This is a genomic window from Okeania sp. SIO2F5 (assembly GCF_010692685.1).
Classification (GTDB): Bacteria; Cyanobacteriota; Cyanobacteriia; order Cyanobacteriales; family Microcoleaceae; genus Okeania; species Okeania hirsuta.
Window position 1 is genome coordinate 1 of the sequence record NZ_JAAHGU010000088.1, and the last position, 12,724, is coordinate 12,724.

Genomic DNA, 12,724 nt, shown 5'->3' on the forward strand with positions numbered 1-12,724 from the left:
ATTATCTCTCCCCAAATCTTCCCTCTTAACCTTTTCTCTCTTACCTTCTGTCTCCTGTCTCCAGTATAGCTGTCTCCTAGTCAAAAAAACTTGATATTTATATGAAGATACGGTTAGGGGTTCTATAAAACTCATATAATTTTTCATATAGAACCCAAATAGGTTCTATAATTTAACCTAATATAAAGTTCATATAATTTTTAAACAGTTGGAAACTCTCGTAACTTAACTAGCTATCAGCTATTAGCTATGATAGATATTTCCAATAATAAAAAATAAAATCAATCATCCAGCAGAAATCATCAATTCTTTCTCTCTACTCCCTACTGCCTACTCCCTAATAATGAATAAAATTAATCATCAATTCAAACAATTAAAAATCTGGCTAGGAATAGGAGTAGCGATCGCTTTTCTTTCTATTTCCCTAAACACAATATTAACCCCTCCAACTTCAGTCACTGCAAAAGTTATACCTGAAAAAAAAGAGGTGCGTGGAGTCTGGATAACGAATGTTAGTAGTACCGTATTATTCGCTCCGTGGGCAATTAACCGCGCCCTCCGTCAACTTTCTCAACTCAACTTCAACACTGTTTATCCCGTAACCTGGAATAGAGGCAACACATTTTATCCCAGTGAGGTTGCTCAAAAAGTCACGGGTCAACCTCAAGACCCTACCCTTGCCACATTTCGCCTTGGTGGAGATGTACTCAGAGAAATATTTACACAGTCGCACCGCCAAGGTTTACGAGTCATTCCTTGGTTTGAATATGGTTTCATGGCACCAATAAATTCTCTGTTAGTCAAACGCCATCCCCACTGGGTGACAACGAGTCTGGACAAAAATAGAAATTTTTCCGAGGATATATTTGAATTAGAACTTAAAGACCTGCTCCCAGAACCAGATGAACAGTCTTTATTAACAACACTAAAACAGTCACTCTCTATCAATAATGTTTGGCTTAACCCCATTCACCCCCAGGTGCAAAAATTTTTTATCGACCTGGTATTAGAAGTTGTCAAAACATACGATGTCGATGGTATTCAAATAGACGACCGCTTTGCCATGCCAGTACAATTAGGCTACGATCCAATTACAGTTCGCCTCTACAGGGAACAACATCAGGGTAAAATGCCTCCAGAAGATTTTACAGACCCAGAATGGATGCAATGGCGGGCAAATCAAATAACTGCTTTAATGGAAAAACTTTATAAAGCTGTCAAAGCAGTTAAACCCAATTGTATTGTATCCTTATCTTCTAATCCTGATGACTTTGCTTATAAATTATATCTGCAAGACTGGCCAACTTGGATAAAGCGAGGTTTAGTAGATGAATTTGTTTTACAGGTGTATCGAAATAATTTACCTTCATTTTTAGCAGAATTGGAACGACCAGAAGTAAAATTGACCAAAAGTAAAATTCCTTTCAGTATTGGTATCCTCACAGGCACAATGAAAACTTCCATGAAGATAGAGCAAATTCAACAACAAGTAAAAGCAGTACGCGATCGCCACTTTGCCGGAGTTTCTTTTTTCTATTGGGAAACTTTATGGGGTTATTTGACTCCAAATTCACCCCAAGAGCGCCGGACTGGTTTCAAGAAAATGTTTCCTACCTCTGTATCTCGCCCGAAACTTTGAGAAGTAAAAAGTAAAAAGTAAAAAGTAAAAAGTAATATGAATTCAAAAGTTAAAAACTAGGGAGCAGTAGTGGACTGTTTCAACTAAAATGATGCAATAGGAAATTGGCTAGAGATTGCTTTCCTACGGAATGCTAGGCAAACACTATTGTTTGCTATCGCAAAGCTACGCTAACGCCATGACAATTCTAATGCACTATTTAAGATGAAACGGTCCACTACTGGCGTGTCAAGCTTGAAATAGTGTTTTAGGAAAATTCTCCAAACCTTAGTCAGAGCAAGAATTATACTAAAAAATTTAATAAACCATTTTCAGCTTGACACGCCACTACTAATAACTATCCATTTTCAAGGAGAGGTAATTATTAATTATTAATTATTAATTATTAATTGTAGAAGAGCTTGTGTCAATTACTAAATCATATTATTATCCATCTCATACTAAGTCCAAAACCATCGGCTGGGGTTTTTGGTTACAGTGGGTATTTTTCACTGTTGTCGGCTTTTTGGTCAGTTTAATATTTGTAGAAGTAGGTGTTAGACCCTATATTGGTGCTTTTTCAGGAGCCATGGGCGGTGCTGTCATCGGATTAGCCCAATGGTTGGTACTGAGAAATTATATTTTCCGAAGTAGATGGTGGGTTGTATTAACTATTGTGACATGGTTATTAATCGGGGCCAGTAGTTTAGGAGCATTAGGTTGGGTGGCCCCACGAACAGAACAAATTTCAGTCAGGCTATTTCATGGGTTGATTAATGGAGCTATTGTGGGGGCAATTTTGGGATTAGGCCAATGGTTTGTACTCAGGAAGCAAATTTATTGGGAAGAATGGTGGATAATTGCCAATATTATTGCTTGGGCTGTAGGTTTATCCCTTGGTTGGGCAGTGGGTGGATTTATGTATGGGGCGATCGGTCTATTTATTAGTGAAGTAATAGGTCTGTTGGTAACATGGTTTTTTGTCGCTGTTGTTACTGGTATTGCTTTGGTACGTTTATATTCAGGTCGTTGAAGAATGAACTAGCTGTCAGCTATCAGCTATTAGCAGTCAGCGCGGATAGTTCACATAACGAAGTCAGAAGTTGTTTTTGTAACGGGGATGCGTGAGCAACCATCCAAAAATATTTCGCCAATCAAGGCGGGGTTTTAGACCCAATTATTTTGATAACACTCGATATCTAAAAGCTTGGGTGGAAATTCTCTTCTAATATTAAATCCCTTGGCTACGGTTCCCGAGAAATCGGAGTAATATAATTCCGTCGATCTTTATACCATGTGTAGGGGCATACCATGTGTCAGGGCGTTAGCGGCAGCTTTGCGTTAGCAAATGGCCATTCGCCCCTACGGCTTTTAATAATTAGGGCTTGCTGATTAAATCTAAAAGCATTGACTGATATTGGTTGTAGCATTTTTAGGTCTAAAAAAGTGTTAGCTTTTCGGTGGCAAGAGCTGCATAAAGCTAGTATTTTGGGACGATTATGGCAGAAAAATCATTCTTACAAAACTTAGCTCCTACCTCCTCTATAATTCCCCGTTCCTCCTGACTCCTGACTCCTGACTCCTGACTCCTACCCTCACCCATAAGACTTTTTCAGCAAACCCTAATTAATCATCAACCTTCTTCCTTCTGCTATATTGTTTACAGAAAATATGGACATAATTCCAAATCCTAATTTCCAATTTCCCATCTCCTGATGATTCAAATGAGTTAACTTTTAACTTTTGAGTTTTGACTTAATTTCTGACTTTTGACTTTTAACTTTTAACTTTTGACTTCAATTATGGTTCAAACTAATTTCAAAACTGCTAATCAATTGTTGCGGGAGGGCAAGCTCGATGATGCTGTGGCTGCTTACCGTGAGGCGATCGCTCTTAATCCTGATTTTTCCCATGCTCATCATAATTTGGGGGAGGCTTTGGTTAAGGTGGGGCAGATAGAAGAGGCGATCGCTGCTTTTGGTCAGGCTGTGGCGATAAATCCTCAAGCTTCTTGGTCTCTCTACAATTTGGGGGTTTTGTTACAAAGGCAAGGTCAATTTCAGCAGGCTGTGGGTTATTATCGTCGGGCGGTGGAGCAGAAGACTGATGTGCCCGAGTTTTGTCTGGGTTTGGGAGCGGTGTTGGTGAAGTTGGGGCAATGGTCGGAGGCAGAGCAGTGTCTTGACAAAGTGGTAAATATGTTGTATGCAAATGTAGTCAGGCTTAATGGAACGTCCCTACAGACAGAGGCTTATTATTATTTGGGGGCGGCTAAGTCTGGACAGCAGCAATGGTCTGAGGCGGTGGAGTTTTATCGTCAGAGTTGGGAGATGAGTCCCGGTGGGGTTGATTGTTGTTTGGGTTTGGCTGAAGCTTTAGGTAAGTTGGGGCAATGGTCGGAGGCGGTGGAATTTTATCGTCAGGAGGTGGTTTTGTCTGGGGAGTCTGGTGAGGTTTTGTTTGGTTTGGGTCAGGCTTTGGGGCAGTTGGGTAGATGGGAGGAAGCTGTTGTTGAGTATGGGCGATCAATTAATTTGGGTTTTGCTGGGGCTGAGGTGAGGCATCATTTGGGGTATGCTTTGGGGCAGTTGGGTAGATGGGAGGAGGCTGTTGTTGAGTATCGGTTGGTGGTTGAGGTGAATCCGAAGTCTGCTCAGGTGCGGCATCAGTTGGGGTATGGATTGATGCAGTTGGAGCGCTGGAGGGAAGCTGTTGTTGAGTTGCGGAGGGCGGTGGAATTGCATCCGCGATCAGCTGTGGTTTGGCAGCAGTTGGGAGATGTTTTAAGGGAGTTGGGGAAGAGGGATGAGGCAGAGTCAGCTTATCGACAAGCATTAGAGTTAAAGTCGGGAACGAGTGGCTATGCTTCAGATTTGAGTAGAAATTTGCCACAAATCAGAGGAGTTACTCCAACTTCTTTGACAAGGGAAAAAACAGGGAAGATAAATGATCGAGGTAAAAAAGACGGTATCTTAAAAAGTCAAAATAAAAGGTCAACTTACCTTAACGTTCTATTTGTGCTTTACGGAAATATCGACTCTAACGGTGGGTATCATGCTCAACTTCATGCTACTCGGTTGCTAGAACAAGGGGTTGATTGTCTATTTGCGGTTCCGGATAGTTCTGACAATGAGGATGTGCTGCGACGGTCTTTGCACAATTTATCAAATCCTGTCCGTATCTTAGCCTATTCGGACCTTTCCATTCCTGGTTTACGTTTGCCTTTTGCTAATGGTGGTGGTCCAGATGTGATTCACGCTTGGACTCCCCGTGAGGTTGTTCGGAAATGTGTGGAAAAACTGCTGAAACAATATTCTTGTCCTTTGGTTATTCATTTGGAGGATAATGAGGAATATTTGACTGCTGCTAAGGTGGGAAGACCTTTTGCTGAGTTGTCTAAGTTGCCAGAAGCAGAACTAGATAGGATTATTCCAGGCGATCGCTACCATCCGATTAAGGGTAAGGCTTTTCTGAACCGAGCCCAGGGGTTGACTATGATTATTGAGACTCTCCAGGGTTTCAATATTGGTAATGTGCCCGAGTTGGTGTTAGCTCCCCCTGTGGATGAGAGTTTGTTTTATCCTCGACCAATAAATTATGACTTGCGTCGTTCTTTGGGTATTCCAGAAGGTCATGTTGTTTTAGCATACACGGGTAATGTACATAGTGGCAACCGAGATGAGGTAGGGGAGCTATATCAAGCTGTGGAAATTTTGAATCAACAGGGATGCCCTACGGTGTTGTTGCGTAGTGGTTTGAATGGTGAGGGAATGGAGGTTGAGAGTTGGGGAGGAATATATGAAAAATATCTAGGTTGGGTGGAACGGGAGCAAGTGCCGGAAATTCTGGCAGCAGCGGATGTTTTGGTGCAACCCGGTGTACCAGAGGAGTTTAACGATCGGCGTATTCCGTCGAAGTTGTTGGAATATTTTGCCATGGGGCGACCAGTGGTGCTGCCGAAGTCGAATTTGGGGTTGAGGGTGAGTCATGGTCGGGAAGGGTATGTGTTGGCAAGGTCTGATGCTAAAGGTATTGCGGGGGCGGTGCAAGAGATTAAAACTGATAGAGAGTTGGCACGACGACTGAGTGATGGCGCGGTTGATTTTTATTTGAGTCAGCTTGAGCAAGGTTTGATGGGGACTAAGCTAAATGATTTCTATGGTAGGTTGACTGGGAATGTTTCGTCTCTGGGGGATGAGAAGAGACTGGGTACGACATTTTTTGTGGTGACGCCTTGTCTAAATGCTGCGACAACTATTGATGAGACTATTAAGAGTGTTATTAGTCAGTCTGGTGATTTCTGGATTCGGTATCATATACAAGATGGTGGTTCAACGGATGCGACTGTTGAGCGGTTACGATATTGGGAAGGTGTGTTATCGGAAGGGAGTTCTGATGTGCAATGTTGGGGTGTGGAGTTTTCTTGGGTTAGTGAAGCAGACCAGGGGATGTATGATGGGGTGATGAGGGGGTTTGATAGTTTTGATATTGCCCCTAGAGAGTTGATGACTTGGATTAATGCTGATGATGCTTTGATGCCGGGAGCGTTGTCTGCTATTTGTCGTATTGTTGCGGAGCATCCAGAGATTGAGTGGATAGGGGGACCTCAGTATGTGTTTGAAACGGATGTACAGCGGAAGGTTCTACAGCGGGGTACTCCTACTCCAACGGCAGTTATTCGGGAAGGTTTGTGTGATGGTAAACATTGGGAAATGTTGCAGCAGGAGGGAACATTTTTTAGTAAGGCGTTGTGGTTGAAGTCGAAGCATGGGTTGAAAGGGTTTGAGTTGGCGGGTGATTGGAATTTATGGCGGGAGATGGCGCATCATGGGGTGTATTATCAGTATGAGAGTCCTTTGGGTGCTTTTCGGAGGCGTGCTGGTCAGTTGTCTGTGGAGCGTATTGGAGATTATAGGAGTGAGATTGAGAGGGTTGTGCCTTTGGAGGTGAGAAAGGGTAGGTTTGAGGAACTTTATCGGAAACAGGAGTGGGGTGCGAATTTGATTAAGTCTGATATGTCTGGGAGAATGGTGGTTGAGGTTGAGTTGGTTAGGGAAGTTTATGAGAAGGTGAGGGCTAGAAAAGAGAGTAATAAAGTTGAGAAAGCTGAAGTTGGAAGCAATCTCAATCTAGTTCAAGGGAACGATCGAGCCAAGTACCATCAAATTGTATTATTTACCCCTTACTTCAAAGCAAAACAGTCAGATAGACAAGATGAATTAATTTATTGCCTCAGAAAAAACATAGAATGCACCGAAATTGAAAAAATTGTTTTACTCATTGACGACGATCATCGACCAGAGTTAGCAAGCTCTAAGATTGAAATTGTTAACTTATCTTCGAGACCGACTTACCTAGACTGGATAGAGTTAACTGAGAAAAAGTGTGCCGATAAAATTTCAATCCTCGCTAATAGTGACATTTATTTTGATGAATCAATTTCACGGCTTAGAGAACTTTTTTATACTAATCCCAAGGCTTTTGTTACTATTAGTCGCTATGAGCAAAAAGGGTCTGAACAAATATTGCACCAAAATCCTCATTGGTCTCAAGATGTTTGGGCGATTTTTGGTAACTCTAAGTTGGAAGATACTCTCAAAGAGTCTTTAAAAATACGATTAGGAGTGCCTCGTTGTGACAACAAAGTTGCCTACTTATTTGCTATTCATGGAACTAAACTTTATAATCCTTGCTATGAGGTTAAAACTGTCCATGTTCAACAGACTGATTCAAGAACCTACGACAAAAAAAATGATAAATCTATTTTGGGTGGTGTAACTTATGTACATCCAAGTTCAGAGCTGCTCAAGCATTCTAAATTAGATTTAGAATTGTGGGCTGTTGATTTTTCTCAAATCAAGGAAGTTAAATTTAACAAATCCCTGGAAACTTCGGCAAAAGAAAGCAGAAAAAGTATTGACAATAAAAACTCAGGTGTAATTGGATATGATGCTTCGTGGCAGTATCCGGCAATTACTGAACAATATGCCTATAAAATGGCTAAAAAATATCTCCAGGGTTATGATCAATCAATAGCCTACTTCGGTTTTCCGTGGGCTACTTTAATCGACTTATTACTTAACAAACCTGAAGATACCAAACAGCTTTTATCCGTTTTAGAAAAATATAAATCTTATTTGAGTAAATTTACGAAGGTTGTGACTGTTTGCCAACACATCAGAATGCTCAAATTTCAATATTTATTTAATGAGGTTGGTATTACCGATGTATTTTGGTCTCATGCTGTGAAAGGTCAGTCTACTTTTCCTGATTACTCTCATATTAAAATTTATCCATTTCCGTTGTTCCCAGTTCAAGCTTCAGAGGTTTTTCCACAGGAGTTAAGAGGTGTATTTAGGAAATTTTTATTTAGTTTTGTTGGTTCTAAGGCTCTAAGTTATTACTTGACAGATTCTAGGAATCAAATTATTAAATATTTGAGTGATGACAAAAGAGGATTTATTCGCTCTCGCGAATCTTGGCATTATCAAGATATTGTTTATGAAAACCAAATCAAAAAAGCGGTGACTGATGAGAAAAATTTAATTGATGAATCTCAAACACGTGAGTTCAAGGAAATTCTCAAGCAGTCCGTTTTTTCATTGTGTCCGTCTGGTTCTGGTCCTAACTCAATTCGGTTGTGGGAAAGCATTGCTTATGGTTCGATTCCAGTTGTTTTATCTGATACCTATCTTCCACCAGGGGATTTAGATTTGTGGGAATCTGCTGTAGTTGTATGTCCGGAGAGGGCTGATGAAATTCAAACTTTACCAGACTGTTTGGAAGTATTAAGTAAAGATAAAAAGCTTATGAAACACAAGAAAGAAGTTTTGCAAGTGCTTTGGAATAGGTACGGTGTTGAATGCTTTATTTACGATATAATTAATTTTTTTGATGAAAATAGCAGAGTTATTTAACTTAAAAATAACCTCTGCATTGTTGGTAGATGGTTAATAACTGAACTAATAAATCACTATTTATTCACCATTCCATTTTAGTTCATCTAACTGTGGCAACAATAAACTTTCTATTTTTTCTTCATTCTCATCCAGAGATAAAAGATTATTTTTCCTTGCAACTGAAACTTCTAAGCTTTTTTGAAATATTTTTTCTATACTTCTATCAGACTCACTTGATATTTCTGTCATTTTTAATTTTGACATTAACGAGTAAACTATGTCATAGAATTCTTCTCGTTTGTGGCAAAAAAATAAATCCTCATACTTAACAATAATGACACTTTCACCTAAGCTAGATTTACACTCAATAATCCCATTTGCTGCTTCTTGCCAGTAATCAAGAGCTCTTTCTGCTTGAACAGACCAAGAATCATTTTCGTTTTTGTATCTAGCATGAAAGCTTGATTTTACTTGGGACAAATCTCTATAAGTATAGATAAATATTACCCCTTTTATTTGAGTACTAATATTTTTCCAATAACGATAAATCATAGGATATTTGTCACCCAACCATTGAGCTTTCTCTATCTTCTGCAATTGCTTTTGAATATAGGCATCCTTGGCTTTTTGTTGGGTCAAACTAGCAAGGGCTTTTCCCCTGATTTTTTCTTTACTAAAAAAATCAGCAGAAAAGTTTTTATATTCATCCAATTTGTAAAGCTCTGTTCCGATATAAGTATAGCTATATGCATTGAGCAAATGATTTAGAACTGTTGTTCCAGAACGTGGACATCCACCTATTACAATATTTTGTACTTGATTCATTAACCCTCAAAAATTAGTATTGCTAAAAATTGTTTAGTATAATTTTCTGCTGTTTACGCAAAAATGAGGTGCTATCTATTTGAGAAAATTTGCTGATCTTTTATAAAACCTATCTCCCCAGATGTTTAAGCCATAATAAACTTCTTCTTCTTTCTTTCTTTCTCTTATATGAAAGGCTCTAGAGTTCTCATTGATATCAGTACGGTAAAGCTTGCACAAAAAATCACCTTCAGCCATGTCATTCAGTAAATCATCTAATACATATTTTTCCCAATAATCAAACAATTCCTCTCGGACTAAAATAGCCTTGTTGAAACCAACTAAAAGCAACTCGTATGGAAAATTGATTTTATATCGTAAATAATAATAAGCTGCACGCACCTGAGAATAGACATCATTAAAATCATCTAATATCATAATACCATAGAGTTCCATATACTTTAATATGTTAGATAGCTCGGTATATACATTATTAAAATAATGACTGGCATCGTGATGTGTATAAATAATTTTCTGTTTTTCAGCTATTGGAGGTAGGGATTCAGTAACAAATATCTCTGAACGCTCCTTATGCCATGTAATTAACTGGCTAATTTTTAACAATTGATCGAATTCAAGATACTCTGCTTGCTCAACGGCGTGCAACCAGTTTCCATCATTGAGACTTTTGGCGATCAGTGCAGCAGTTCTACCCTTATACGTTCCAAATTCCAGACAAAGCCCAGTATTATGCAAGGTTTTGACTTTTTGTAAAAACACGTTCATTAAAGTTAGTCCTTGTGCTGAGGTCATACCCTCAAACTGCATAGACTCGGAAACACTTGTCAACATTTTTTTATTTCTTCCCGATCATTTTGATAATGTGAATAATAATGGATACTTATTTCTGAAATCATTCAGTTGCATTTTGCTGCCGAAACCAGTATGGAAATTACTAAATTTTTGCTAAATTATACTCATACTATGTTTCAGGAAAAGAACAATTTTAATTCAACTCCAATTAGTGATACTAATTGCATTTTCCGTTTATCTTGAAAAGCACTATGCTCTTGCTTGGCAATAGAAAAATCTACAGGTTTTTCTGAAAGACGTATAGTTAGTGTACTATTTGATAATTTATAAAAAGCCGGAAGCATGATCAAACGGTTGTAGTAACTATGTCTATCAAAACAGCGAAATATTTTCTTACTTTCACCATCAATTAATAACTCAACCCATCCAGAAGTTGGTCCAGAAATAAAGGCAATACTCATTAGTTCTCCACTAGCAAAAGCTTGAAACTCTACCGATCCGTCGCAGTCATAATAGATAAATTATTGACCTGTGTTAGGATAAGTATAAGTATTACTAACATAATTATCAAAGTTAAAATACTTATCTAAATGAAATAAAGGTTCAACTTCTCCAAGTATTTTATCGGCTTTTTTGACATTAATTACACCAGTATTTTTTTGCGAACTAATTACACACATTGCATCAAAAATATGTTTTGCGTATGCAAATGCTCCCTCTGAAGTTGTATGGCAAATATCTCTAAACCAAGTCTTATCAATGTTTGCATCTTGTGCTATTTCCGATTCTACAAAAATGTCATTTCTAATGATCGGCACATGGAATTTTGATGCAACAGCATTGTAAATATTTCTGACAATATCACCTTTTTCGTTCCTAAAATCAGAACGCCAATTGTGAACTATGATCGGAAAATTTTTCTGACTCAGAATATCAATGATTAAACTTTCTAATAAAGTTTCCAAACGATCTAACGGTGTCAACCCTAAATTTAAATCACCACTACTAAATTCTATGAAAACAACTCCACCTACAGGGAGATCAATATTAGGCCAGTTTGTTACACCAAAAGTTAAACCTACACCACCCATAGCCTTTTTTCCAACAGCAAATGAGGATTTGAGTTTTTCACTTATTAGCTCAACTAATTTATCCGTCCATCCGTTCTTTTGAGCAGTTACAGATGCACCAATAAAGAAACAGCCACCTTGACTAATTAGTTGAAAACAATCTGCACTCATTCCGTTGAGTTCAATAAAAGAATCTGTCATAATTAATATAAATAAACACCTCAAGATATGTATAAAGGATTAGTATAGAAAAGGAAACCATCATAAAATGTTACTTTTCCAAATTCTGTCTCAACTTCACTTTTTCTGGGAAAAACCATAACAGGTTTCCAACCATGATCGAGAAACAGTTGATTAAGCTGGTTGTGTTTTTCTAATGAAGTATGTGTTCCCACCATCATTGCTTTCACTTTAGATTTCAATAAATTCATTGCTCCCGGTATCACCTCATACTCAGCTCCTTGGATGTCTGTATGAATAAAATCTACGGGACCAGTAAAAAGCTCAAGTATATCTGTCAAGGGATAACCCTGTACCTCAACATACTTCCCATTTTTACTGACAGCATTGATTGATGCACCGTAATCTTCATCTGGGTTATCCAGCTTAGGAAACTGTAAACGCATTGACTTAGGTGCAACTGCACCATGCAGTAAATGATATTTTTCTGGGTTAAGTTGGTTATCAAGAAAATGAGACTTCATCCAACTATAGTGAGTTGCATCAGCTTCTACTCCAACTAACTCGATCTGTTCAATAGCTGGAAGTTGTTTAGTGGCAAATACAGCACGAACTAGCCAAGGTGCCCAACCTGCACCAAGTTCAGCCATACGGAATGTACCAGATGCAGAACGTACACATTCTAATAATGCGATCCAGTCAAAATAATGTTCGTTGACTACAGGATAATTTGATGTGTACTCAGCCCCTTCTCTTAGTGCGTGTTTGCTCCAAGCCTTTTTATAACTGACATTTGTAGCCACACCAAGAAAATCAAACATATGTTTTCCTGTACCTATTGATTTAACTTTTTGGAAGCTTTCAAAAATGGGATGATGTTTCATTAGATTAGACGTTGTACTTTTTGAATATAAGAATACATTATCAACCAAATAATGGTTATATTGTAAAATATTTCCTCTGCTTATCTCCAAACAATCCATTGGTAGTATTTCTGAGCTTCATCTATTTGGCCATTATCGGTCAATGCGTCTCCTAACCTACAGTAAAAAAGGGCAGAGCTAGGGTTAAGAGTGATAGCCTGATGGTATACTTCAATAGCCTCATTGAGCCTTTTTAAATTAATCAGGGCTTCCCCTAAATAAAAGTAAGACCAGCTAAACCGAGGATTAATTTCTATTGCTTTTTTGTAAGAGGCGATCGCCGATTCAAACTGACCATTGCGCTTAAGCCTATTTCCCTCTTTAACATGGGTTTTGGCTGCTTGATTTTTTTCCATAAAATTTACTTTTAGCTTCTGTTAAAAATTAAGTTTTATACTAAATATTACTTTTCTTTCG

10 protein-coding genes are annotated in these 12,724 nt (G+C 38.4%); 3 read left to right on the forward strand and 7 right to left on the reverse strand.

The genetic code is table 11. The annotated features are described in order from the left end of the window. Positions 1 to 343: 343 nt before the first annotated feature. Both F6K27_RS22320 and F6K27_RS22325 read left to right on the forward strand, forming a co-directional pair. Complete coding sequence (locus F6K27_RS22320) at positions 344 to 1,639, forward strand: glycoside hydrolase family 10 protein (RefSeq protein WP_287280100.1); 1,296 nt, start codon at positions 344 to 346, stop codon at positions 1,637 to 1,639. A 403-nt stretch (positions 1,640 to 2,042) separates the two neighbouring features. Beyond that, on the forward strand, positions 2,043 to 2,651 hold the full coding sequence (locus tag F6K27_RS22325; RefSeq protein WP_287280098.1) for a hypothetical protein: 609 nt from the start codon (positions 2,043 to 2,045) through the stop codon (positions 2,649 to 2,651). A gap of 447 nt (positions 2,652 to 3,098) precedes the next feature. Here the strand turns inward: F6K27_RS22325 and F6K27_RS22330 are convergent, their stop codons facing one another. Further along, positions 3,099 to 3,221, reverse strand: coding sequence for a hypothetical protein (locus F6K27_RS22330; protein ID WP_287279536.1), 123 nt, complete (start codon positions 3,219 to 3,221; stop codon positions 3,099 to 3,101). A gap of 199 nt (positions 3,222 to 3,420) precedes the next feature. Between F6K27_RS22330 and F6K27_RS22335 the strand changes: the two genes are divergently transcribed. Next, positions 3,421 to 8,535 carry a tetratricopeptide repeat protein gene (locus tag F6K27_RS22335; RefSeq protein ID WP_287278639.1) on the forward strand — a complete coding sequence of 1,705 codons (5,115 nt, stop codon included), beginning with the start codon at positions 3,421 to 3,423 and terminating at the stop codon, positions 8,533 to 8,535. A 60-nt stretch (positions 8,536 to 8,595) separates the two neighbouring features. Here the strand turns inward: F6K27_RS22335 and F6K27_RS22340 are convergent, their stop codons facing one another. From F6K27_RS22340 to F6K27_RS22365, 6 genes are all read right to left on the reverse strand, one after another. Then, positions 8,596 to 9,342 (reverse strand): sulfotransferase, encoded by a 747-nt coding sequence (locus tag F6K27_RS22340; protein ID WP_287278640.1) that lies wholly within the window; start codon positions 9,340 to 9,342, stop codon positions 8,596 to 8,598. A 75-nt stretch (positions 9,343 to 9,417) separates the two neighbouring features. Then, positions 9,418 to 10,173, reverse strand: coding sequence for a class I SAM-dependent methyltransferase (locus F6K27_RS22345; protein ID WP_287278641.1), 756 nt, complete (start codon positions 10,171 to 10,173; stop codon positions 9,418 to 9,420). A 137-nt stretch (positions 10,174 to 10,310) separates the two neighbouring features. Continuing rightward, positions 10,311 to 10,595 carry a hypothetical protein gene (locus F6K27_RS22350; RefSeq protein WP_287278643.1) on the reverse strand — a complete coding sequence of 95 codons (285 nt, stop codon included), beginning with the start codon at positions 10,593 to 10,595 and terminating at the stop codon, positions 10,311 to 10,313. Between the two features lie 60 nt (positions 10,596 to 10,655). After that, positions 10,656 to 11,405, reverse strand: a complete 750-nt coding sequence (locus F6K27_RS22355; RefSeq protein WP_287278644.1) for a hypothetical protein — start codon at positions 11,403 to 11,405, stop codon at positions 10,656 to 10,658. Positions 11,406 to 11,425: 20 nt separating this feature from the next. Beyond that, positions 11,426 to 12,268, reverse strand: coding sequence for an FkbM family methyltransferase (locus F6K27_RS22360; RefSeq protein WP_287278646.1), 843 nt, complete (start codon positions 12,266 to 12,268; stop codon positions 11,426 to 11,428). A gap of 80 nt (positions 12,269 to 12,348) precedes the next feature. Then, entirely contained in the window at positions 12,349 to 12,663 is a 315-nt protein-coding gene (locus F6K27_RS22365; RefSeq protein WP_287278647.1) for a tetratricopeptide repeat protein, read from the reverse strand. Positions 12,664 to 12,724: the final 61 nt, after the last annotated feature.

Excerpts from the sequence above, each read along its gene's own strand:
- F6K27_RS22345 (WP_287278641.1), bottom strand. The coding sequence starts at position 10,173 with ATGTTGACAAGTGTTTCCGAGTCTATGCAGTTTGAGGGTATGACCTCA.
- F6K27_RS22340 (WP_287278640.1), bottom strand. The coding sequence starts at position 9,342 with ATGAATCAAGTACAAAATATTGTAATAGGTGGATGTCCACGTTCTGGA.
- F6K27_RS22335 (WP_287278639.1), top strand. The coding sequence starts at position 3,421 with ATGGTTCAAACTAATTTCAAAACTGCTAATCAATTGTTGCGGGAGGGC.
- F6K27_RS22365 (WP_287278647.1), bottom strand. The coding sequence starts at position 12,663 with ATGGAAAAAAATCAAGCAGCCAAAACCCATGTTAAAGAGGGAAATAGG.
- F6K27_RS22360 (WP_287278646.1), bottom strand. The coding sequence starts at position 12,268 with ATGAAACATCATCCCATTTTTGAAAGCTTCCAAAAAGTTAAATCAATA.
- F6K27_RS22320 (WP_287280100.1), top strand. The coding sequence starts at position 344 with ATGAATAAAATTAATCATCAATTCAAACAATTAAAAATCTGGCTAGGA.
- F6K27_RS22350 (WP_287278643.1), bottom strand. The coding sequence starts at position 10,595 with ATGAGTATTGCCTTTATTTCTGGACCAACTTCTGGATGGGTTGAGTTA.
- F6K27_RS22330 (WP_287279536.1), bottom strand. The coding sequence starts at position 3,221 with ATGGGTGAGGGTAGGAGTCAGGAGTCAGGAGTCAGGAGTCAGGAGGAA.
- F6K27_RS22355 (WP_287278644.1), bottom strand. The coding sequence starts at position 11,405 with ATGACAGATTCTTTTATTGAACTCAACGGAATGAGTGCAGATTGTTTT.